The sequence below is a fragment of the Bradyrhizobium sp. CCBAU 65884 genome (assembly GCF_028128835.1).
In the GTDB taxonomy this organism is placed as follows: domain Bacteria; phylum Pseudomonadota; class Alphaproteobacteria; order Rhizobiales; family Xanthobacteraceae; genus Bradyrhizobium; species Bradyrhizobium ottawaense.
In genome coordinates this window covers 1-23325 of record NZ_LBJU01000120.1, presented here as the reverse complement: position 1 = coordinate 23325, position 23325 = coordinate 1, and the positions used below count along the sequence as shown (strand labels likewise).

Sequence of the window (23325 nt, the reverse complement as noted above, 5' to 3'; positions counted from 1 at the left end):
CGGACGCGAGCTTGCTTCGCGAAGTGCCGTTCTCTCCTTATCGCCAGGGCTCAAATGAGATCTCAAGCGTCTCGATTTACACACAATCAGCCTCCGCATATATGCTGCGAGTATTTGACTGAACAAGCGCGGGCCCTGTTCGGCGTGCATCCGTTCGCCGCGGAAATGTCCGAAGACCAGGTCGCGAGCCTGCTGCCTGAATACCTGGCGATGTCACAGGCCTTTCCGTACCTCCAAGCCGGGTCGCAAAGGGATCTCATATTCAACGCAATGCATCACAATCGGGATCTTGCGAGGGACATTGAACTGACCAGCGTGGTTGCGAATTTCATCTGTTGGGATGAGATGGGTGGGTATGGCCGAATTCTCCAGGGCGGCAAGGCGGCGCTACCCGATATTCTGGCGACTGAAAACTTCCACTCAAACCTGTTTAGAAAGGATGCGTCGCGACTACTCGGCAGAGCAATACGGCCCAACTACAGCGCCAGGACGAAACGTTACCTGCATTCTCTCTATGCCGGATTGTCATCGAGTGACCCCTTGGTGCGTTGCGCCTACATGGTCGCGTTTGAGCTACATGCCGCGGACATGATCCAGTCGCTATGGACCACTCTGGTCAGAACCTTTAAGGCGCGGCCTGACGATCTTGAGTACTTCCGCAGTCACGTCGGCGGAGAAGATCCGGCGGAGAAGTATCACGGAGAAATGACTAGTCGTCTGATTGGCGAACTTGTCCCAGCGAACCGCAATGGTCGGTTTTTGGATGAGTTCGATCGAGCCTATCGGCTCAGCTTACAATGGTGCCGCGACCTGCTCCGTATTGTCTCACTTGGGGGAGATGGTCACTCGGAGATCGAGCACCATGGCCGTTGTCATTGTGGTTCTGTCAAGTTCTGCGTCCGAGCGCCGCGTGAGCTCTCTGCGGTTCGATGCAATTGCTCAATCTGCCAAATGTCTGGATTTCTGCACTTGCTCGTACGTGGGGATAAGCTCGGCATTCGGTGCGGCGAAGAATTCCTCTCGACGTACCAATTTAACAAGAACATCGCTCGGCACACGTTTTGCCGGGTTTGTGGCGTAAAGCCGTTCTATAGGCCGCGATCGAATCCGTCCGGATTCAGCGTAAATATTCGATGTCTGGATAAAAGGACCATCGAAGACATAAGGATAAGCGAGTTCGATGGCGAGCATTGGGAGGATGCATTCCGCTCGGTGCACCAGGGCCTGGAGTCCTGCGTCGAAGATCAAAGCGTTGGAGTGGACTCGAATGGCACGTGCAATGAATAATAAATCCCGTCTGCTTTCAGAAGAAGCGTTAACAAAGTACCGCATAGAGTTGTTGGTGAAGGGGACGGTCGTGATCGGCCCGCAGATATTGTTCACCCAAGCTGACTTGGCCAAGATCGATCAGCTGCAGGCTGAGATTCCCGAAGAAGAAGTGCGGGAGGGAGATGCCGGCGACTCGCACAATGTCTTCGTCAAACGAGTGAGGGTCGACCCGCCCGGCCGCGCTCCTCGCAACGTGAGTGGTGCAGCTCCAGGGCAGATCATGGAACTACTTGAAAGAGAAGACCGCAGCTTCGCGCTAAAAAAGATCTTGGGAGCCACCTCAGATTACGTGATTCGCCGATGCCAAATGCATCGGATGCCTCCCGGTTCCTTTGTTGGCATCCATCTGGATGCCGCGAGCGACCCGGATTTCGAGTACGCGGTCATTGTGCAGCTCGCGAGAGACTTCGAGGGGGGCGAGTTCGTGGTATACCCAACCAAGTACGAACAGCAGGTATTCCGACCGCCACTTGGCGCAGTGCTTGTCACCACATGTAAGCTCCGGCATGAGGTGAAGCCTGTGTTGACCGGGGAGCGTCGATCGCTGGTCTACTTCTGTTCAAAGCGCAGCGGCGCGAACCGCCGGATCGTCGAAAGCTCTACCGGGGACCTATCAGCTGGCTGAAATGGCTTTCGAATGACTTGGCTCAGGTGAGCTCTCAGGAGACGTTGCTAAGCGTTGCCATGCTGGTCAGATTGGAAAGCTGCTACAATGCTGGTCGGAGGCCACCCCCCGCGGTGGAAGGGCAGGCGGGCTTTGATCGTAATCGGAGCAAAGGGTCCTCAGGGTAGTTGTGGCAAGCCATCCTCGTTGCTTCGACCCGGAGGTGTATCGGCGCGTACGCGATTTTAACTCGCCCCGAGCTAAGGAAGCCCTTGTTGTCGTCGGTTCTCGACAGCGATCACACTTAAACAGCCGACAAGCTCAACGACCTCGATTCACAGGCGTGGCTCGCTGACGTGCTGGCCCGCCTGCCGGATTATCCCGTCAAGCGCTTCCACGACCTCATGTCAATTGGCGCGCTCTAGAGCGTCGCTCGGCATCGGTCCGGCGACGACCGCTACCGAGGTTTGATGGAGGATGAAGACATAGGCGTTTGACTGACCGTATGCCTAGGCCGAAGGTTTCCCGACTTGAAGTCGTTTCGACGGGGGCACCGGCCCAATGGACGTTGCGAAAAGCAGCAGATGGTCCTGGAGAGCTATGACATGCCATTTTCTGGTGTTGGCGATGGCGCGACATAGCGGGCTATGTCTGAAATGAGACGACACGATGGGCGATTCCACAGGTTTGTGGCTTAGGCTTTGCGAGTGTTACTCTGGCCTAGACCGCCCGGACCGCATTTCTGCAGGCACGTAAATTGCTGGATAAGGAGCTGGAGCTGGCGCAAAGAACGCAAGGCCGCAGCGACTATCTTCGGAGTCCTAATGAGGCTGATCCAATTGATCTTCTTCGACCTTGCTTTGAAGCTGCTTGCACCTGGACTTTCAGACACAACGAGCGCTGCCGCTGGCGCAAGTCCTCGCGCGTCAAAGCTGTGGCGATATTCAAGCAGAATGGTCCCCGAGAGATGGTACCAAGCTCCGGGAATGGCGGCCCCTGCGACAGCCCAACGACGCTAGCCACACCCGGTCAACCGACGGACAACTTCCGCCAGGTCAAGCTGGCTGGCAATTCCGCGGGGCTGGAACACACCTTTGCATGTATGATCCGCACGCCCCAACGCCCGACCGGCAATATCCCCGATGCCGCTGATACGCCGAACATCCCCGTTGTGACGCACGGGATGTGCAATCCTGCCGCCCCGCCTCTTAACCTCCTGGCTGCAGAGACGCCGCGCTCAAGCGATACAGCTATGGTCCGCGGGATGCTGATTGTCGCCTTTCTGACTGTTCTTGTCGTTATTTTGGTGGAAATAAACGGCCCAGGTGCCGGCACGTGAGAGAAGCAGAGCTGGATTATATCGCCTCGCCGCCGTTCAGCTGATCTCCCGCAACTGTCCGCTAGTTGCGAATTAACGCTCACGCCAAAAGGACCGACGGGAAGTTTTCCTCGAGGGTGCGGCAAGACCACACTCCTACGCTACATTGCTGGCATCCAGCGTCTGACGAGGTGGAGTCTGCTGGGTCAACGGCGAGATTTGGTAAGATGAGGCGATGTTCCAGCCGCTTCATCTACTCCCATCGGGTGTGTATTCAGCGGCCGATTTTTTCTGATTTGTCTATCAAGCCTACTCTCCTGTAGAACGCGCCAAACCGGAGGCGGCACGGATCAAGGTGTGGTCGAACTGCTAGGCTTGGGGCCACTGCCTGACGGCGCGCGCGTCATGTCTTTCTAGGGCGCAGGAACAGCGAATCTACCTATGTAGCGCGCAGTTGATCCCGACTTCGGCTACTTTTAGTGAGGCCCCGCTCGTGGGCCCGACGGCGCCGCCACTTGCTAAAGCTCGAGGAGCCCATCAGGGCAGGCGCTGGAGACGTCGCTCAAGAGTCGCACATATTTGACGGACCGACCAGGAACACATGCTTGACACCTCGTCGCCGATCGGCAGGCACTTCAGGACCGACCGACTTAAGGATAATCGCCATTGGAGCTGATATAGTGAGGGCCGACGAAGCCGACATTCGCGTCACGTTCTCAGGTACAAGTTTCAAGCGCGTGATCGAAAGCAGAGGCAGGGTCAAATAAATTGAGGTAAGATATGGTCGATGGGATATCAATCAGACTATTCTCAGTAGCCGGTGCTGCAGATCGCGGGCCGCGGGCCTGTCGCGCGCAATCACAAGGCACTCCACCGTGCCAGCCGCTTCGTCGGCGGCAAGCGGGATCACGCCCTCCTTGCGTGTGCGGTCGAACAGAAATCCTTCCTTGCGGAAACGATCATGCGCCGTTTGGACGGACCGTGATCGAACGTCTCTGACTGACGAAATAACGTTGCAACCGGAATAGTCGAAGCCCAGCAGCCTGACGGCAATACTGTGTAACACGGAGCCGCCACCCCAGCGGCCGTTCGCTTCATTAAACAGCAACCGTCCGTCATTCGCGAAAATCGCGTCAATGTTGATCATTCCGCGATACCCCAGGTCTCGCGCAAGCGCCACAAATCGGTAGGCGTGCGCCTGGGCAACCAACCACTGTTCGTCCCTCAGGCTGCTTGGAAGCTCAAGTCCTGTCCAGATCAGAGCTCTTTCGGTTCGATCTGCGCTTTTACGCAGACGTATGTTTCCACTGTTGATAAAAAAGATCGAGCCATCATCCTCGATTTCGTACTCAAGATAGAACATAGACCGCGCCAGGTGGTACGATTCCACGACCAGCGTCTTACACGACGCTGTCGTTATCTCAGACCAAAGCGCGTCAGGATCAAAAGACCGCCATGAAATTCGCCGGGTTTCTCTTGCCCCAGGTAGTGGATCGCTTTCATTGCAGGTCAGAATGACATTTCCGACTCCACCGGCTCCATTGTCAAGCTTTACGATCACTCTACCGGTCTCGGATCTGAGGGAAGTGATCGCTCTCAGTAGGTCGTTTGAATCCGTCGTGACAGATCCATTGGGCAGCGGAAGCGCGACGCTTGTCGCCAATTGACGGAAGTGGCTCTTGCGGTTCAACAGATCAGGCCCTCGCTGCAGAGCGAAGCCGTCGCCGGTCTGCGGTATGCCCAGCCTGGCCGCCAGGCGTGCGACGCCTTCAGTAGAGTAGCAGGGATACAGTCGCCAGTTTGATTTCTGACGAATGTGTCTCTTGATCCGCTCGACGAGAGTCTTAGACAGCAGTGTGCAGTCATCAAGCACCGGCGATTGGCGCCCGCCTTCAGGTACGAGCAGAAAAAGGGTCGATGCGTCGAAATCGAGTGTCGCCCCAATGGAGGATAACAGATCCGCGGGGATGACTACCGGGGAGACTATCACGTCGCCATGCTGAGCAAACCACGCTGAACGGTGTGCCGAGTGGGCGGCCAGCGAAAGTTGAGCTGGTGTCAGATCAGCGCCCGACATTTGAGCCGTACCGGCATTCATGATCAAGATCCGCGGCATGTGCGACCTCCGGCATCTAAACGCGATCAGGCAGCGATCGTCATGCCAACAAAATGAACTTGCTGCGTCGTGGTGAGGCACTGCGAGAAGGGTGACTTCGCACCGTCTCGATGTCACACGCGATGTAGCGGGAGAGCACGGCCCACATCCAATCCGCCGATCTCAATTGATAGCTCCTCTGGTCGATTGCCTTCACAGCAACATGTGCAACCCGGCTTTTGATGGATGTCATGCGTTGCGAATGGTGAATGTTCCTTGAGGGATTTCGGGCGATTGATCACTCACTCTGTCCTGCTCGGCGGTGGTCGTGTGCATCTGTCGGTAGTGATAGGCACACCACGAAGACAGTTTCTTGCCGCGTTTTTGATATACGGGCTCACCGCACATATAGGGCGCTCTGGCGTCTCCATCTTTGAAGCCGATGATGCAACGGCATTGACCTTCCATATGGTCGACTAACAGGACCTTTTTTACGCCGTCGGGCTCTTTCAACTTGCTGCTCCAGAATGCCAAGCAATATCTCCGATGCCGCGTGTTGGGCAGAGTGGCACTTGCAGCTCAAGCACTCTTAGAACCTGCGCAGATCCCCGGTTTGTCGTACCTTTGCGCGATAAAAAATGCCTTGCAGCCTCGGGAAAGCAGTCTGAACAGAGCGGAACGCCGGTTCGACCAACTGATTTTGGCGCGCTGTCGCGCCGCAGGAGGGCTTTGATTCAGGTTGAGGAAGCAGCGCCCCCCGCGCGCTTCGCATCGAGGTCTAGGTCGATCAATTCTGACCTCAACGGCTCTCCGGTAGTCCGGCCAAAGAGATCCACATAGTCTCCGTTCAGGAATGCCGAACGATTTAAATCTAGATGCGAGGGGTAGCGCCGTAGCCGCCACGCGCCGCTTAGCCCTTCGGAGCGACCCGCGATCGGGGATGAGGATCATGACAGACCGTCGGGGCGTGGATCTGACCAGCTGAGACATTCCCAATCCTTCACAATCCCGGCGGCAGACTAAGATCAGTGCCAACCTCACGACCGTACAATTTGACGTTACGTCAGATTCAAGCCCTTTTTGACGTGCTGTGAGAACATGGCCAAGCTCTCTGGTTGCCGAAAAGGTCGGCCGGCCGGTCTGGTCTGGCAAGCATTCAGCGTTGCGATTTGCGTCAAGAAAGTTCGTCTGCCGTTGACATCAGAGTCCTTGCCGATGAGCTATTGTCGGAAAACGCTGCCTTGCCGGGACCAGGTGCTCGCTGTCCTTGCGGCCGATTGCGCGCTGTTAGTCCGCTTCGCCGTCATTGGATAGCTCAGCCACTTCTATTTGGCGCCAACCGTGCATTGCCACGATGCGGCCGATCCATAGCTTCCGAAGATGTCGCCCTGATGGGCGGGCGCAGCCTCGTCGAGAAACGATGCGGCGAATGTGCCGGGGGCCGTCATCCACAGGTCGTGGTCACCGACTTCGACTGGTGCCAGCACTATCGCAGCGTCTGATAGAGGCGGTACAGCAGCCGCGTCCGAGGTTCAATCGATGAGATGTAGATTTGCTCATAATGCGTGTGCGCGCCCTTGCCCTCGAGGCCAAGGCCGTCAAGGGTCGCGGTATACGGCGCGGTGAAATTGGCATCGGAGCCGCCGCCACTGAACGTGTCGAGCAGCTCGTATCCAAGCTCGGCAGCAAGCTTTTTGGCGTGGGCGTAAAGCGCCGCGCCGGCGCTGGTCTTCTCATATGGCGGACGGTTCAATTCGCCTGATACCTTCACCCTGACGCCTTCGGTGCGCGAGCTGATGCCCAGAATCTTCGGCAACAGCTCGTCGGCATGGGACATGGTTGGGACGCGCATGTCGACCTGCGCATAGGCCAGTTCCGCGATCACATTCGGCCTGGTGCCGCCGCGGACGACGCCGACATTGACGGTGATGCCGCGCGGGAGATCGTTCATCGCCTCCAGAGTCTGGATCACATGGCCGAGCTCCCGGATCGCGCTGCGGCCGTCCTCGGGCCGCGTGCCGGCATGTGCGGGCGCACCCCTGATGAATACGTTGAAGCGCGCAACGCCCTTGCGCCCCGTGACGACCTTGCCGCCCTTGCGCGCCGGCTCGGTCACCAGCACGTATTTGGCCTGCCGGCCTGCGGCCTCGATCAGCGAGCGCGAGGTTGGACTGCCGATCTCTTCGTCCGAAACGTAGAGGTGGGTGATACCGAGCGGCGGGCGTACATCATCGGCGCAGATTTGCCGGAATGCCTGATAGGCGAGATAGGCGCCGCCCTTCATGTCGTAGATGCCGGGGCCGAACGCACTGTCGCGTTCGATTTTGAATGGGAGCCGTTCGATGAATCCCATCGGATGAACGGTGTCGAGATGGCTCAAGACCAGAATGCCTGGTACGCCCTCCTGGCCCCAAGATGAGCGGATGACCAAATGATCGCCGCAGCCGTCACGTCCCGCAACGCGCTCGACGCTGGCCGGCAGGTCGCGATAGCCTGCTGCGACGACATCAGCCAATTTGTTGACCTGATCCGGCCGCTCCGTCGGAGATTCGATCACGACCCAGCGGCGAATACCCTCGAGAATCGGGGCGATTTCGAATGGGTTGCTGGACATGCTTGTCTGACGCCTTGAATTCTATTGTCCTCGCTTCTGCAAGACCATGAGATCGCCCAGGTACTCACATCAGTATCGAGTCCGAGGATCTAAAGAGCCGCCAAACCAAAGGCGTGCCTCTGGCTCCGATCTTGCTGCGCCAACTTTGTACGCGACTGTCGATTTTAACTGCGCTACCTAAGCTGGTAGTTCTCGGCAGCATTATGCGGCCCCAGCAGAAGGCGGTTCTGGTGAAGTTTAATTATTCTTATCAGGACCTTCCTACGACATCCGCGCAAATCGCATTGCATTGACGAAGTGACCCCCACGCGTTTAGACGCGGGTCGTCGCTAACCAGCGCTGACATAGCACGACCGGCCAAGGGCAAAAATGGCCGGAACTGAGGAGACCTTTCAATACGGAAACTAATCTGAAACCAGGTTTAGCCCGGGCGATTGTTCGATAAGTGTCGCCGGAAGCGACCAAGGATCGAGGGCATCCAGCTACTGCTCGCCCGAGGGGATCTGCGCAACCCGCACTCAGTCCAGCAGTAAGATTCGAAGCGCGCCCCGGAAGTTGATCAATGGATTTGCCAGGGCCTTCTCGTGGCGCGATATTTGTCCGATAAAGACCGTATGTGCCAAGCACCTGTCGTCATACAAGACGCATTCGACCCGCAAAATGCATTCGGCAATAGCGGTACGTTGAGAACGCTTGATTGCAGGCGCAGTATCGAGGCGGTGAACGCGTTTGGGCCCCTCCCGACCGCCAAAATCAGGGCAAGGTCCTCCTGCCCGTCGCGGAGAAGGCTGGCTCGAAAGCTGCCGCTGGCAAGGATCTCATCACGCTTTCTCAGAGCAGGCATTGATGCACTAGGCACGGCCGCTCCATACGGATGAACGGCATAAAACTCACAATCGGTCCACATCCTCCGGCTGTCGCTCCGGTCGTCACGATGGCGACACCGCTCGCGAGAGTTCGCATGGCCTGACGGAAATCTGCCGGATGGATACAGGGCGTTTCCCGAATGGCAGAAGAGAACTGATGGCTTATGATCTGCCGCTCGAGTAGTACGCGATTCCGACTTTGGTTCGGCGGGATGCAATGGGCGCGCGGTGTCGGAATAGGTGAAGAGCAAGTGCAGATCGAGATCGGGGGGACTTCGATGTCCTCTGGACTATCTACAAGCATGACGAGACGGACATGCAGTATCTTGCCTTGTTACCCGGATCGGCGATTGCAGCGGCAGAACGGAGAATGGGCACCGCCACGAGTTTCAACAGGATGCTCCGTCAAGCAGGAAACCGCGCTGAGCGGCCTTCGACGGTAGAGTTGTGGTCGCGATCCGACCAGCTGGGCTGGAGCGTCGCTGGGCCCTGCGCGGAGGGGTGATGCCCATTGCGGTACCGGCGCGCGCCCGCCAGAGTGTCTGCGCCTGTAGACGGCATCCGCACCTAATGCACCTTTAGGAGAATACGTTTTTTTGCCTCGAGAAGATGCTTATCGAGCGTTGCGTGCAGTGCACCCCGTAGCTCCGGCGGGATCGAGCTATCTGTATCGATCAATTCCCGGAACTTCCGGATAATGTGTTCTATTACTGCAATAGATGCGAGTGTTTCAATGTGCCGCCCGAACGTCATCCATTCTCTCCTCTGGCGCGCAGCGCGCTTCGTCGCGGGTCCTCACCTCGGCGGGAACCGAGGCTGCAACAGGCTCTCATTGATAAAAAAGTCGGCTCTCGGGTCGGTTCTCAGCCCAACTTGCTTTGATCACGGCGAGCGTAGGCGGCGCACGCTCTTTGAAGTCCCGCGCAAGTGATCCGCGTTCGGGGCTCCAATACTTTCGCGCTCGTGAGCAGCAGTCTTGGTCGGAATACCGCAACATCTGTTAGCTGGCTGTCACGCGTTCGAAACCGCGATCAGGCGCTTCAGTCGAGCGGCCGCCGCGCCGCCATCAAGTGATTCTTGTCCAAGTGCTACGCCTTCCCGCAGCGTCGAGACGCGCCCGGCCACGACCAATGCCGCGGCCGCGTTCAAAAGCGCGGCGTCGCGAAATCGACCTGGCGCGCCATCAAGAACATTTTTCAGCGCAACGGCATTAGCCTCGGCATCGCTGCTCTCCAGCGCGTCCCGGCCGCGGGGGAGCCCGACGTCTTCAGGCGTCACTTCGAAGGTGCGGACAATACCTGCCTCAAGCGCAGCAACGGAGGTTGGACCGGTGAGGGTTAGTTCATCGAGCCCGTCCGAGCCATGAACAACCCATACCGACTCGGCACCAAGGTTCCTCAAGACGTACGCCAGAGGCTGGACCCATTCGGGAGAGAATACCCCAACGATCTGCCGCTTGACCCTGGCCGGATTGGACAGCGGCTCGATCAGATTAAAGATCGTGTGGGTTCCAAGTGCGGTCCGGATCTGGCCGACACGCTGCATCGCCGGATAGTGGGCTGACGCAAACAAGAAGCCGATGTCGGCTTCCTGTACACAGCGTGCAATAGCCTCAGGCTTGAGGTCGACCTTCACGCCCAGGCGCGTCAACAGGTCTGCGGCGCTTGAACCCGAAGACGTGGCGCGGTTGGCATGCTTGGCGACAGGAATACCGGCCCCGGCGACGATGAAGGAAGCACACGTCGACACATTGAGCGAATATACAGGGGTGTCACGCGTGCCAGCGATACCCACCGGGTCGCACGCCGGCTCGAGCCGCGGCATTCTATTCCGCATCGCCGACGCGGCGCCGGTGACTTCTTCGATCGTCTCGCCGCGGACGCGCATCCCCATCAACAAGCCACCGATTTGGGAGGGAGTCGCGCCACCCGACATGATATTATCGAAGGCTGACGCAGTTTCCTCGCGTGTCAGAGTGGCGCCGCTGGCAACTTTTTCGATGATCGATCGAAGCGCTTCCATCGAACTTTACACGTTCCTTGTTCAAACCTCGGACCCGTCCCTAACGAGGCATGGTTGAAGAGACCTGGCCCGGGTGCCTTGACGCAGCTGCCCGACCCATCCGCACGTGGCCGACCTGGATTGACACTTGAGGGCAGTCGTTGACTGTGGGCACCCGCGGCGAGGCTACAACCTGACGCTACGTGAGGGTCAAGCTCGACATCGTGGTGCCGTCGAAAGGAGATGGTGTTTCTTGATGCCGCGAGCGATAGAACTGTCTCGCACCCGCTTGCCGCGTCGGTAGCGGCCTCTTTACTGCGATGTTCCGGCCGGATCACCGCAAACTTCACAGCCTTTTAGCGGCGCGCGCCGCCGCCGTCGTGGATCATTGAAGCGGCTTCCTCTACCTGGTTCGGGGGTATTGGTGCTGGTAGATTCAAGTCCGATCTCACACGACTCCACGAAATAACCACACCTGATTGTAAATGAACGTGCGCAGGACAACCTTCATAGAGCGATCGACGCGTCCCGTTGATCCGCCAGCATGAGGCGGTGAGCCACCGGTGTTCGGTCCTGCCTTACAGTCGGAAAACGCCGTACTGCGGCGCATCGATCGGCGCATTGAGCGAAGCGGTTAATGCGATTGCGAGCGCAATTCTGGTATCGACAGGATCAAGAATGCCGTCGTCCCAGATTTCCGAGGTCGCATAATAAGCACTTGACCGCTCCCGATATTCTTCAAGAACTGGTACTCGAATGGCTGCCAATTCCTGCTCCGAGAGGTGCCCTCCGGCGCGAGCCAATTGTCTCGCCTTGACGTGGGTGAGAACTCCTGCGGCTTGCTCAGCGCCCATCGCGGATATCTGAGAATTCGGCCAGCTGAACACGAATCGAGGATCAAACGCGCGTCCCGACATAGCGTAAGTTCCTGCGCCGTGCGAGCTGTTGCAAATGATCGTAAACTTCGGCACGGACGCTCCGGACACCGCCATGATCAGCTTGGCGCCGTCCTTGGTGATCCCACGCCGTTCATATTCACGGCCAACCATAAAGCCAGTTACGTTCTGCAGGAAAAGCAGGGGCGTCCGGTTCTTGTCGCACAGCTGAATGAAATGAGCCCCCTTTAACGCGCTGTCGCCGAACAGCACGCCATTATTGGCAAGGATCCCAATTTGATATCCATAAAGTCGCGCGAAGCCGCAGACGAGTGATGTCGCATAGCGCGGCTGGTATTCTTGAAATCGGCTGCCATCCACCAGACGAGCGATGATCTCTCGCATGTCGAACTGCGCTCGCGCGTCCTTTGGAATGATACCGTAGAGCTCGGACGCACTATAGGCGGGCGGCTCGGGGGCTACTCGATCGATCGAGGTCTTCGCCGGTTGGTGGAAGCGAGCAACGACGTCGCGGGCAATCGCAATCGCATGGAGTTCGGAGCTTGCGGAGTAATCACTGGTGCCCGACACACATGTATGTATGAGGGCGCCGCCAAGTTCTTCGGCCGACACTTGTTCGCCGGTGGCAGCCTTCACGACCGGAGGGCCGCCGAGAAAAATTGCTCCACTACCTTCCACGATAATGTTGTATTCACTAAGTGCTGGGACGTACGCCCCTGCCGCGGTGCAGTGGCCCATGACAATGGCGACCTGCGGCACCCCCATCTTCGAGAGAATGGATTGGTTGCGGAGAATTCGACCAGCATGGTAGCGATCAGCAAAGAATTCCGCCTGCAAAGGCAGGAATCCGCCGGCGCAGTCGCACAGGTGAACGACGGGTAGACGGTTTTCGATGGCTATATCGAGTGCCCGCACGATCTTCTTGACCGAGAGCGGATACCATGCGCCGCTCTTCACGCTGGCATCGTCGGCGTGAACAATAACCTCTCGCCCCGCCACAATGCCGATGCCGACGACCTGGGCGGCGCTCGGCACCTCGCCGCCGTACGCTTTGTTAGCCGCCAGCGTCGAAAGCTCAAGGAAAGGAGTTTCCGGGTCGAGCAAGGCCGCGAGTCGCTCACGAACAAACAATTTATTCTGCCGACGCAGCCGTTCGAACTCCCGCTCGGGCCGGTGGAAGCGGGCAACGCGCTGGCGCTCCTTCAATTCGGCGGCAAGTTGTCTGTTGTGCAGGTCGTTCCGACGAAATTCCTGCGAGTTCACGTTCGCCACGGAATCGATCCGCTGCATTCAGCGCCCTTCTTCCTTAGAGAGCGTGACCAGCACAGCGTCATGCTCGAAGGTGTCACCTTCCTTGACGTGAATTCGGTCGACGATGCCATCCTGTGGTGAGCGTATGACCGTCTCCAGCTTCATGCTTTCAATCAGCATCAGTGCCATTCCCGCCGAGACCGATTGACCAGGCGAAGCCGTGACCGCAACAACAAAGCCAGGTATTGGCGCGCGGGCCACCAGAGCGTCGGTCTCGTTATGCCCGCAAGCGCACTCTCGCAACGGATCGCTGTAGCGCAAAACGCGCGTCCTGCCGCGGATGTGGAGGTGAATGAGCTCGCCCTCGATGGCGAACCTGACTGGTTCGCTCTGGTGCGCAATGGTCAAGATGCCGCTACTGTCGCTGGAATGGGTGAAAGCGACAGGTGTAATCACCTGATTTTGCAGATAGAGCCGGTAGCCCTGCCGGCTGGATGAAAGCCACAATTCATGATAGACGCCGTCGGCCTCGAATGAGTGATACACGTCAATTTCTCCAACCGCCAAGTGCTGCGTGAAGCTCGGGCACCGCATCGGCCGACTCGCGGACCGGTCTCATCAGGAGAGCCGCAGATGCCAGGAACGCAGACATTTCGGCAGCAAAGTTGTCCGCTGCGAGATGTGGATTCTCTTCTAGGTATCCCGTATGAAACTGGCCGCCAAGAAATGCCTCGTCGCGAAGAATCCGGGCCAGCAAGCTAGCGTTGGTTTCGCACCCAAGTAGAACCAGTTCGCGAACGGCGCGATGGGCTTTCAGAGCAGCCTCTATGCGACTCGGTGAATGCACGATGATCTTGGCGAGCATGGGATCGAATGCCGGCGTGATGTGCTGGCCTTGCATGATGCCACTGTCGATTCGTACGCCATCCGGATACTCGAGAACAAGTACTTTTCCGGTGGTCGGGACGTATCCGCGTTCGGGAGCCTCGGCGCAAAGCCTGAGCTCGATTGCATGCCCATTTGAAACGATGTTGGACTGCGAAACTGCGAGTTCGCGGCCCCCTGCTTGATAGACCTGTTCGGCAACCAAATCGACGCCGGTGATCATCTCGGTCACCGGATGTTCGACCTGAAGGCGTGTATTCATTTCCAGAAAGTAGAACTCTTCGCCGCTGAAAATGAACTCGACAGTGCCTGCATTCTGATAGTTCGCTGCACGGGCGATGCCGACGGCGGCCTCGCAAATCCGGGTCCGCAATTCTGGTGATAGCCCTGGCGAGGGCGTTTCCTCGATGATCTTCTGAAAACGGCGCTGCACCGAACATTCGCGCTCGAAGAGATGAACTAGGTTCCCGAAGGAGTCACCGAGCACCTGTACTTCAATATGTCGCGGGCTTTCGATGTATCGCTCAACATATACTCGGCCATCGCCAAAGTAGCGACCCGCTTCACTTCTCGCCTGCTCAATGGCTGCCTCCAACGTTGCAAGGTCACGTACAATCCGCATTCCCTTGCCGCCACCACCACCTGATGGCTTCACGAGCAAAGGGGCGCCAATAGCCAACGCTCTTGAAACGAACGTCGCCGGATCATCTTCCTCGATGGCGCAGGGTACGACTGGAAAGCCGTTGCGCTCAACGAATTTACGGGCGCGAATCTTATCGCCCATCAGGGCGATAGTTTCTGGAGTTGGTCCGATGAACGCAATCCCGGCCTTTATCACTCTACTGGCGAATTCCGCATTCTCGGAAAGCATTCCATAACCCGGATGTATCGCACCGGCGTTCGCCTTCTGGGCGGCGGCGATGATCTGCGCTATGTCCAGATAGCTTGCGAGCGGCGTGCGGCCGCTGATCGGAATAGCCAGGTCGGCCATTGAGACGGCAGGGGTTCCCCCGTCAATCTCATGGTAGGCAACTGCGGCACGAAGCCCGAGCTTGTGCAACGTTTTGATGATACGTGCGGCGATCTCACCCCTATTGGCGATCAGAACCGTGTCGAAAGGTAATTTATGCATTCGCCTATCCGGACAAGCGTGATTGAACCAGAGCGTCCATCAATTATTGGCGGCGATGCCTGACCTTGGGTGACCGTCCTGCAGGTCAGGCTTGGACTCATTTCCGTGGATGAGGCAAACGAACAGGCCGCCACATGTTCACTTCGAGTCGCTGCGTTTCTTGCCAGCGTCTCGCACGGAGATCACGTACCGACATTGCTCACTGAGGTTCGCTTGCCTGGATCGGAGGCAGGCAGTGATAGCGGTGCGATCTGGTATGTGGCTGCTACAAAAGCGGAACACGTCCCCCATGCAAGCCTCTTTCTCCTCTGCGGTCGCCACTTGATCGCGCGCGCTGGCTAGCCCGGGCATGACAGCTGTTATCGTGACGGCAAGAGCGAGGGCGCGGTAGTGGAGTTTGAGGGCCGAAGGCAGCTGAGTTCGTTGAGTGTGAGTCATGATATCCCTTCGAGTTGGTGCGGCTGCGGTATAGTTCTTCTTGCCCCGAAGCGCCAACATGATTGTCAGTCGCGAAACAGGCTGGAATTGCTTAAGTGCGGTGTCGGCAAGCTGGTTCTTCCACTCTTGCGGCCTGACTGTACGGTGCTGGTCAACTGTCCGGCACGTCAGAAACGACGCCTGCCGCACTGGCGGAGCCCTGCGAAAAGGGGAAGCGCTGGCGGCTGAGCTGGCCCAACAACTGATCATTTCGGAGCTTCCGGTCTTGTGCGGTGAGTGCATGCCTGGATGTGGCGAGGCATCGCTTGGGCGGTAGTTTGCTTAGGGACTTGGCTCAGCCGACAGCCGGCTAAGGACGGGTAGCCGGCGGGATGAAGGGCCACGACGCAGAGAGAGCAGGCAAAAGCCAGGTGCGCTCAAGTCATTGTTGATGATGCATTCGATCATGCAGAGCGAACCATGACGGCGCCTGCCGAAGCTATCTGGGTGTTCCACCTTATGTGAAGACGTCCGGTGGGGTATCCGGGATGGAGCCTTCGTCTTGCCTCCGTTCCGGTGCAGCCATGGTGATGGCAGCGCCGGCCGTGCAGATCTCGAAACGAGCGATTTCGTCTCGCCGCGACAGGAACATCCTTCGATGAAGCGCGGAGAGGCGAACATCTCAAGGATCTTATAGTCTCTATCGGGTCGTGCCAGGTGAGTGTAGAGTTTTGAGACATTCGCAATTGTCATGACCCGTCAGGAAGTGTCTAAATTGTCGAAGTTGGTTCCCACTTGTCCAGGATCGTACAATCTAACGCTACGTGCGTTTCAAGCCCCTTCGTGCGTCGGATCGTCTGAGATGTCGGAGCTGTGCATTCTTTTTAGGAGCTTCGGCGAGCGCGGACTTTCATGTTCTGAATGGCGGCTGTGAATGGCGACATTCCGCTTCGGCAACCAGGCTCGCGAGCGTCGCTGCTACGGGATTATACGGAGTGCCGGTGTCGCATTTCTTTGATCTATTAACTGCATGCTCTCGGCATGAATCCGAAAAGTATACTCTTTCAGTGCGACCACTGGCGAGGCCGTGCGGAGGCAACGCGAAAGAAGGCGGAAGCGCTTGCTGATGGCAAAGCGAGGGATAGGCTGCTTAAGATTGCCATGGAATACGACAAGCTGGCTCAGCGTGCACACATGTGGCGGACGCGCAGAAATGAGGACGATACGTGGCCTGAGCAAGAGCTGTAAAGCGCCGCTGCGGTTCGATAAACACACTCCAGCCTTTGATCGCTACTAGGCAAATGTCCCTCAGCATGCAAGTCAATGGCGCTTGCACGGACCTTGAGGCGGCACAGTCGGGCGAGGCATCCCGGCGGTCCTGTGTCGAGCTCCAGATCGCCACCCGTACATCGAGGGCGAAAGAGACCGCCTGCCCAACGGTCGCTTCAGGTCTGCTCGTCTCGTCAGCTTCTCGAAAGGTAATCCTCTTATCGGATGACGCGCAAACCTACACCTCCATTTACGATCAATGCTTCACGCTCAAGGTAGAGGCCGCCATGCCATCCGTGGCCATGTTGATCCAAAAGGCCCGTGTTTGGCACTTTTGTCGCGGCTGCAATCGAGGCCGGGAAGTTGGCAGCATATCAAATTCGAGACAGTTGCCTCATGCCTCAATATTCCGTTTGCGTTGGACGGAGGGTGGATTCTATGTCCAGGTACCCGCCCAAGTGTGGGCTTGAACCAAGTCTGTAGAAAGTCCCTCGTGCTCTTGCCGTCCGCGAGATTATTCAGATGAGCGCTGCGATGATCCAGCAGATAGCAGCCAAAAGCAGCGCATTTACGAGGAGTGCGGCCAGAAGCCCCACGTTCCACTTCCTCCGCCCGTGCCGGGGGCGACAATCGGCGCTGTAATATATGATCGTTGGGTCCTTTGGTGCGCGCCAATGTGTCATTTCATCACGCCCCGCGCGGATTCACGGAAAAAACGCCAGAGTTTGCATGCCTCGTATCACTCATACGTTTCGCGGTCCTCTTTCAAAGCGCGAGTATCAGAATCCCGGTTTGTTGCGCGGTGAGCGTCCAGTCCATGATGTGCTCGCGCATCGGGAGGTCGCGTTCCGTCACCACAGCAATCTACATGCCACGACGCAGAAGTGCTGGCACCGCTTTGACGCAAGAGCGTTCGTCGGCGTTGGCGACACGGAGCCGATGCAGGTGGTCGGATCCACGACGTGCACGTCTGAAAGAGAACACTCGCGTTAGCAGCGAAATGGTGAGCGCTTCGCGAGCGCCGCACCAGAAACAATGCGTTAGGAGTTGCATCGTGGTGACGCCGGAAAATCGGCAGCCGGTCGAAGTTGCGGTCAATCAGATCGACGGATCATTGTCTCTGATCGCTAGCTTGCAGGGAGGCAGTAGTCGATCCGCTGGATGTTATCCGCTCGAAGACAGTTCATGCCACTTGTCCGCGGCTCTGGTGCGAGCCGTTCGCTTTGGGCTCCATGCAATTCTATCGGGTTCACATAGATGGCGCGTTGACACTGCATCAGAGCCCCGAGAAGGCGGCATCGCCGCGAAGCGTAACCTGGTGTCGCCACTGGTTAGGCGCGGCATCATGCAATGTAAATGTCAAAGGTCACCACAGGGAGCATGCCATGAGGACGATCGATTGATTGAAGACGGTAACGGGCCAATTGCCGCGGACTTCATGTGCTCAAGCAGGTCGCCATGAGACACATGAATGGGCGCGGCGAGGGACGCTTGCTTAAAGCGCGATGGTCGATATTGGTGTTGCTGACGCGCGCGCTCTGTTAGCGGATGTGCGTCCAGCACTGGCTGGCACAGATGAGCAAGATGCGCCATATGAGCGCGGCTTGGACGGAGTTTGTCCGGTGAGCGAACCCGTCGGCCCACCATATGAGCTGGAATATGGAGTCCGTGGGCTGAGTCGCCCTCGGCGGATCGTGGGCAGGTCGCAGTCAGGCAATCAGGCGTCGACAGTGTTAAGCGGCGACAATGCGCGCGTTAGAAAGGCTAATAGGAGAATGGCGATGATGGACATCTGCGGCTTTCTCGGGTGGTTCGCTGACGAGCGGTACAGGAACGCCGAGGGAAGAACCGAGCCTGTTGATGAGTTGCGAGACAACGTCATTTATGTCGAGTTCAAGGCGATCCGAGAGGCAAAGGAGGCGGCGTGCGAGCACAAATCATAGAGAAGCTGGAGGCCAGCCGCGTGAAAAGCGGCCGGTTCGCTACCCTTCCTGGATCCGGCCCTTGCGGCTTGTTCTTTGTGCAGGGGCCTTGCGGGTGCGAACTCAAGATAACTGCATTTGTCCGTCCTGGCTGGGAGCATGTCGCTGTCTCGACGCCGCGGCGCTGTCCGAATTGGGATGAAATGTGCTTCGTCAAGGACCTGTTCTGGGATGAAGAAGAGTGCGTCATGCAACTGCATCCGCCACATTCCCGTTATGTGAATAACAGCCGATACTGCTTGCACCTGTGGAGACCCATTCGTCGGGACATCCCAATGCCGCCGCCGAGTTTTGTAGGCGTCGTTGGGTTAGGGCCATCAGAAGCGGCAACGTTGTTTGCCCGTATGAGCGCGGCAGAGTGATGGGCGAAGTTAACGATATCCGAGCGGAAGATGAGGCCGAGCAGATGCGGAAGCCCGTGTGGCGTCGCCGGAATGAGGCGTCACAAGCGGATATATGTCAGGACCGGTCGCCTGTTGTCACTGTCCGGCGGTGCTGAGCCTGAATTCGTCGCCCGAACGAGCCGCTGACGAGCGCAGTGATGCGGTTCAATAGATGTCTCGCATGCGCTTCGGACCAATTATATTTCGGAGGAACAAAGATTGGAATTGGGTTTTGGCGGCATTCAAGCCAGGGTTTGCGGAACCGTGCTGAACGTCGGTTTGGCGGCAACAACAATGTCTCATCCAGCGGACGGAAAGGCAATCACTGGACGGTCGATGGAGCGATTGCGCGCTCCTTGGAGCGAAAAGCATGCGCCGACCGAACGGCATAAGGCGAAATGGCGAGATCGAGACCAAAGCGACGGCCGAATTCACTTTGACGAAGGCGCTGTCCAGGCGCCACATCGGCCACGAGCCGGAGTCGCCGCCGTCACCCTGACTGAATCCGGAATTGCTCAAGCGAGGCCTGCGGGTCGCTGCGCAAGCTGTGAGCTCGTCGGCCACTAGCCCGGATCTGGAGCGAGGCCGATGAGCAGAGGCGTCGCGTCCTAAATAGCCAATCAGGGCGGTGGGTTCTTCAAACTTACTTGGTTTCAGCTTGCCGCAATAGCATTCGCAGGCAGGGCGTAAGCAGCCAGTGCTCGTTCTGAGAAGATGTACGCTGAAGCGGCAGGCGAACCGTCATGTATAATCGAGTTGGTGACCAATTCACACGCTTTAGTCAAACTAATGAACCGACACAGCCGGCAGACAGCAGCGAATTTGAGCAAACACTGACGGATCTCGCTCGAAGGGAGAGCCCGCCACGGGAATTTCCCGACAAAATGCTCGTAAAACTCCGTTTCTGGGCGGTCCAAACCGCGGTGTCGCTGCATCGGCAAAAGTTATTCCCCTTGATCTGCCTGGCCGAGTACGCAAAGACGACCTGCTGACACACACGCCCTCTAAAGCGGATATTCATGATAGGACGCTGCGGGGGAGTTGAGGGGGCGCGTAGCGGAAGCGGAGCCCGTGAGCGAGGACGAAGTGTACATGGATCATGGCACTTCCGCGGGATACCTTGCGGTTTTTGATGATGAGCATTCTCCTTGAGGGGTTTCAAACAAGCCCTGTGGCCATGAGATGTAAGGCGAGTTCGAAACTCCAGGAAAGCCCAGTTTGGCGCTTGGACTACGGGTCAGAACAGGAAAGTAGCAAGAAGATCGAAAGCGGATTGGCTGGCACCGGATGTGCCCCAGACGAAGCGTTCGAGCACTCGGATGAGCAGAGGCAGCTTCGTGAGGACAAACAGCGACAGGCCCCAGTTCCATCGCAGTGCTCGATCCGTTCTATCTTGGCCGGGGCCCTGTCTTCTGGGCCCTACCGCCGCTCGTATGGGTAGGCCGATGAGTTGGGCCTTCGGCTCGCGCAAGCTTGCCCGAAGCAAAAAACCCTGGCGTTCGTGCCAGGGTTTTTGCATGTCGTCGGCACTTTAGGAGTGTGGATCAGAAGTCCATACCGCCCATGCCGGCGCCAGGAGGCATTGCTGGACCAGCCACGGCCTTCTTCGGAAGCTCGGCAACCATCGCTTCCGTCGTAATCAGCAGCGCCGCCACGGAGGAGGCGTTCTGGACCGCGATGCGAACGACCTTGGTCGGATCAATTATACCCTTGGAAACAAGGTTGCTGTACTCGCCTGTCTGCGCATCGAAGCCATAAGAGTACTGCTCGTTCTCGAGAACTTTGCCGACCACGATCGAACCGTCTTCACCGGCGTTGATCGCGATCTGGCGGGCCGGCCAGGACAGCGCCTTGCGCACGATCTCGACGCCGGTCTTCTGGTCGTCGTTCTTGGTGCGCAGGCCCTTGAGCTGCTCGGAGGCACGGAGCAGGGCGACGCCGCCGCCCGGGACGATGCCTTCTTCCACGGCCGCGCGGGTCGCATGCATCGCGTCATCAACGCGATCCTTGCGCTCCTTGACCTCGACCTCGGTCGCGCCGCCAACGCGGATCACCGCGACGCCGCCGACGAGCTTGGCGAGACGCTCCTGGAGCTTCTCACGGTCGTAGTCCGAGGTGGTCTCCTCGATTTGCACCTTGATCTGGGCCACGCGCGCCTCGATGTCGGCCTTCTTGCCGGCGCCGTTGACGATCGTGGTGTTCTCCTTGTCGATCATCACCTTCTTTGCGCGGCCGAGCATGTCAAGCGTGACGTTCTCGAGCTTGATGCCGAGGTCTTCCGAGATCGCCTGGCCGCCGGTCAGGATCGCGATGTCCTGCAGCATGGCCTTGCGGCGATCGCCGAAGCCCGGAGCCTTGACCGCCGCGACCTTCAGGCCGCCGCGCAGGCGATTCACGACGAGGGCGGCAAGCGCTTCGCCTTCGACGTCTTCTGCGACGATGATCAGCGGCTTGCCACTTCGCCCCAAGGCCTCGAGTAGCGGCAGCAGCTCGTTCAGCGAGGAGAGCTTCTTCTCGTTGATGAGGATGTAGGCGTCCTCCATCTCAACGCGCATCTTCTCGGCATTTGTGACGAAGTAGGGCGAGATGTAGCCGCGGTCGAACTGCATGCCCTCGACTACGTCGAGCTCGGTCTCGAGCGACTTGGCCTCCTCGACCGTGATCACGCCTTCGTTGCCGATCGTCTTGACGGCGTCGGCGAGGAACTTGCCGATCTCGGCATCACCGTTGGCGGAGATGGTGCCGACCTGCGCAATTTCCTCATTCGAGGTGACCTTCTTCGAGTTCTTCTCGAGGTCGGCCACGACGGCTTCGACAGCGAGGTCGATACCGCGCTTGAGGTCCATCGGATTCATACCGGCGGCAACCGACTTGGCGCCTTCGCGGACGATCGCAGCAGCCAGGACGGTCGCGGTGGTGGTGCCGTCGCCGGCAGCATCCGCCGCCTTCGAAGCTACTTCGCGCACCATCTGCGCGCCCATGTTCTCAAACTTGTCGTCGAGCTCGATCTCCTTGGCAACGGCAACGCCGTCCTTGGTGATGCGAGGTGCGCCGAACGACTTGTCGAGCACCACGTTGCGGCCCTTCGGACCGAGCGTGACCTGCACGGCATTGGCGAGGATGTCGACACCGCGCAGCATGCGGTCCCGCGCGTCTACTCCGAATTTGACGTCCTTGGCTGGCATAAAGAATTCCCTCAATGCTTATTTTCTGTTCCTTCAAGGCGCCCGGTGGGCGCTCGTAGGAGGTGAGCTGTGCGAGCTCTTGGGTCAGGCGGCTCTCTTCTTGGAAAAAGCATCGGTGAGAACGCCGAGGATGTCGCTCTCCTTCATGATCAACAGGTCCTGCCCATCGATTTTGACCTCTGTGCCGGACCATTTACCGAACAGCACGCGGTCGCCGACCTCAATGTCAATCGGAATCAGCTTGCCGGCCTCATCGCGGCCGCCCGGGCCAACTGCAACGACTTCGCCCTGGGAGGGCTTTTCCTTGGCTGTGTCCGGAATGATAATGCCGCCAGCGGTCTTCTCTTCGGCCTCGATGCGCTTGACCACGACGCGGTCGTGAAGCGGACGGAAATTCATACAGGTCTCCTGAGCGTTCGAACAAGTTAGACATAGGCACATAGTGACAAGCCCAGCTGTAGCAAGAGTCAGGCCAAATGAGCTGAACGATCCAGGCGTGCAATTCTGATGAATCGGTGCCTGTGCCGCGCGTGTCTTTGTCTGAAATCAAACGACCTTAGATACACAGCCCGTCAAGCTGTTGCGAAAATGACATCGCGTTTTCGTCGAAACACCCGGATTGAGCCCAGCGTGTTTTCAACATTGCACGGGCGCGCGTTACAGCGATCGAAGCGCCGCGTGTTTCGACGACGGCGGCCAGACCGCACATAACTGCTTCCTCCGACGGCAACATTTAGCCTACCAAAGGAGGTCCCTGCCTCCACTCGGGAGGCAGCAGAAGTTTGACCTTTCAGGCGCGTCCATCGGAAATTCGCGACTCGTGAGCCACCACGCGAACGAGAAGGAGTTTTGCAATGGACGATCACGAGAGCCTAAGCCAACGCCAATGCAAAGAGTCACGTGCTCTTCATTCCCAAGGGTTGCAGGAACGCTGTAGGGCGAGTTGAGGCAGAAGCTCGGCGGTGTGTTCCGCAGATTGGCAATGCAGAAGGAATGCGGGTTCGAGGAGAGGCATTTGATGGTAACCGGCATGAGGCCCCCACCTAGCCGCCGCTCGGTTTGCGCTCGATACAGCCTGGCATGAGCTGATCGGTGGAG

The 23325-nt window shown here is 58.1% G+C and carries 14 protein-coding genes and 1 pseudogene; 6 read left to right on the top strand and 9 right to left on the bottom strand.

Annotated features, from left to right (window positions below; translation table 11 throughout):
* Positions 1–114 precede the first annotated feature (114 nt).
* The 4 genes and pseudogenes from XI03_RS21165 to XI03_RS21150 all read left to right on the top strand — a co-directional run bounded on the left by XI03_RS21165 (position 115) and on the right by XI03_RS21150 (position 3272).
* On the top strand, positions 115–1287 hold the full coding sequence (locus tag XI03_RS21165) for a GFA family protein (protein WP_271593182.1): 1173 nt from the start codon (positions 115–117) through the stop codon (positions 1285–1287).
* Positions 1268–1954 carry a 2OG-Fe(II) oxygenase gene (locus XI03_RS21160; protein ID WP_271593181.1) on the top strand — a complete coding sequence of 229 codons (687 nt, stop codon included), beginning with the start codon at positions 1268–1270 and terminating at the stop codon, positions 1952–1954. The genes XI03_RS21165 and XI03_RS21160 overlap by 20 nt, the downstream gene beginning before the upstream one ends.
* Positions 1955–2250: 296 nt before the next feature.
* Positions 2251–2358 (top strand): annotated as a pseudogene (locus tag XI03_RS21155) (transposase domain-containing protein); the annotation flags it as partial.
* 332 nt (positions 2359–2690) lie between these two features.
* The gene (locus XI03_RS21150) at positions 2691–3272 is read left to right on the top strand and encodes a hypothetical protein (protein WP_271593180.1); all 582 of its coding nucleotides are present in this window, start codon (positions 2691–2693) and stop codon (positions 3270–3272) included.
* A gap of 778 nt (positions 3273–4050) precedes the next feature.
* On the opposite strand, the gene XI03_RS21145 is transcribed toward XI03_RS21150, so the two are convergent.
* The 7 genes from XI03_RS21145 to XI03_RS21115 all read right to left on the bottom strand — a co-directional run bounded on the left by XI03_RS21145 (position 4051) and on the right by XI03_RS21115 (position 14991).
* On the bottom strand, positions 4051–5367 hold the full coding sequence (locus XI03_RS21145) for a peptide ligase PGM1-related protein (RefSeq protein WP_271593179.1): 1317 nt from the start codon (positions 5365–5367) through the stop codon (positions 4051–4053).
* A gap of 228 nt (positions 5368–5595) precedes the next feature.
* Positions 5596–5859, bottom strand: coding sequence for a hypothetical protein (locus tag XI03_RS21140; protein WP_271593178.1), 264 nt, complete (start codon positions 5857–5859; stop codon positions 5596–5598).
* A gap of 973 nt (positions 5860–6832) precedes the next feature.
* On the bottom strand, positions 6833–7960 hold the full coding sequence (locus tag XI03_RS21135; RefSeq protein WP_271593177.1) for a M20 family metallopeptidase: 1128 nt from the start codon (positions 7958–7960) through the stop codon (positions 6833–6835).
* 1877 nt (positions 7961–9837) lie between these two features.
* Positions 9838–10848, bottom strand: coding sequence for an anthranilate phosphoribosyltransferase (trpD, locus tag XI03_RS21130; RefSeq protein WP_271593176.1), 1011 nt, complete (start codon positions 10846–10848; stop codon positions 9838–9840).
* Positions 10849–11405: 557 nt separating this feature from the next.
* Positions 11406–13013: an acyl-CoA carboxylase subunit beta gene (locus tag XI03_RS21125; protein WP_271593175.1), complete on the bottom strand. Its 1608-nt coding sequence runs from the start codon at positions 13011–13013 to the stop codon at positions 11406–11408.
* A complete protein-coding gene (locus XI03_RS21120; RefSeq protein WP_271593174.1) occupies positions 13014–13520 on the bottom strand; it encodes an acetyl-CoA carboxylase biotin carboxyl carrier protein subunit in 507 nt (168 codons plus the stop codon). It lies immediately after the preceding gene.
* 1 nt (position 13521) lies between these two features.
* Complete coding sequence (locus XI03_RS21115) at positions 13522–14991, bottom strand: acetyl-CoA carboxylase biotin carboxylase subunit (RefSeq protein WP_271593173.1); 1470 nt, start codon at positions 14989–14991, stop codon at positions 13522–13524.
* A 3467-nt stretch (positions 14992–18458) separates the two neighbouring features.
* On the opposite strand from XI03_RS21115, the gene XI03_RS21110 reads away from it, so the two are divergent.
* A complete protein-coding gene (locus tag XI03_RS21110; protein ID WP_271593172.1) occupies positions 18459–18620 on the top strand; it encodes a hypothetical protein in 162 nt (53 codons plus the stop codon).
* Positions 18602–19021: a DUF7694 domain-containing protein gene (locus XI03_RS40565; protein WP_442869729.1), complete on the top strand. Its 420-nt coding sequence runs from the start codon at positions 18602–18604 to the stop codon at positions 19019–19021. Before XI03_RS21110 ends, XI03_RS40565 begins: the two co-directional genes overlap by 19 nt.
* 1565 nt (positions 19022–20586) lie before the next feature.
* Here the strand turns inward: XI03_RS40565 and groL are convergent.
* Entirely contained in the window at positions 20587–22227 is a 1641-nt protein-coding gene (gene groL, locus XI03_RS21105) for a chaperonin GroEL (protein WP_271593171.1), read from the bottom strand.
* A gap of 84 nt (positions 22228–22311) precedes the next feature.
* The gene (gene groES / locus XI03_RS21100) at positions 22312–22626 is read right to left on the bottom strand and encodes a co-chaperone GroES (protein WP_271593170.1); all 315 of its coding nucleotides are present in this window, start codon (positions 22624–22626) and stop codon (positions 22312–22314) included.
* Positions 22627–23325: the final 699 nt, after the last annotated feature.

Bases quoted from the DNA above. Each gene is read 5' to 3' on its own strand.
- XI03_RS21160 (WP_271593181.1), top strand. From the start codon at position 1,268: ATGGCACGTGCAATGAATAATAAATCCCGTCTGCTTTCAGAAGAAGCG.
- XI03_RS21145 (WP_271593179.1), bottom strand. From the start codon at position 5,367: ATGCCGCGGATCTTGATCATGAATGCCGGTACGGCTCAAATGTCGGGC.
- XI03_RS21135 (WP_271593177.1), bottom strand. From the start codon at position 7,960: ATGTCCAGCAACCCATTCGAAATCGCCCCGATTCTCGAGGGTATTCGC.
- trpD (WP_271593176.1), bottom strand. From the start codon at position 10,848: ATGGAAGCGCTTCGATCGATCATCGAAAAAGTTGCCAGCGGCGCCACT.
- XI03_RS21125 (WP_271593175.1), bottom strand. From the start codon at position 13,013: ATGCAGCGGATCGATTCCGTGGCGAACGTGAACTCGCAGGAATTTCGT.
- XI03_RS21115 (WP_271593173.1), bottom strand. From the start codon at position 14,991: ATGCATAAATTACCTTTCGACACGGTTCTGATCGCCAATAGGGGTGAG.
- XI03_RS21110 (WP_271593172.1), top strand. From the start codon at position 18,459: ATGATGGACATCTGCGGCTTTCTCGGGTGGTTCGCTGACGAGCGGTAC.
- groL (WP_271593171.1), bottom strand. From the start codon at position 22,227: ATGCCAGCCAAGGACGTCAAATTCGGAGTAGACGCGCGGGACCGCATG.
- groES (WP_271593170.1), bottom strand. From the start codon at position 22,626: ATGAATTTCCGTCCGCTTCACGACCGCGTCGTGGTCAAGCGCATCGAG.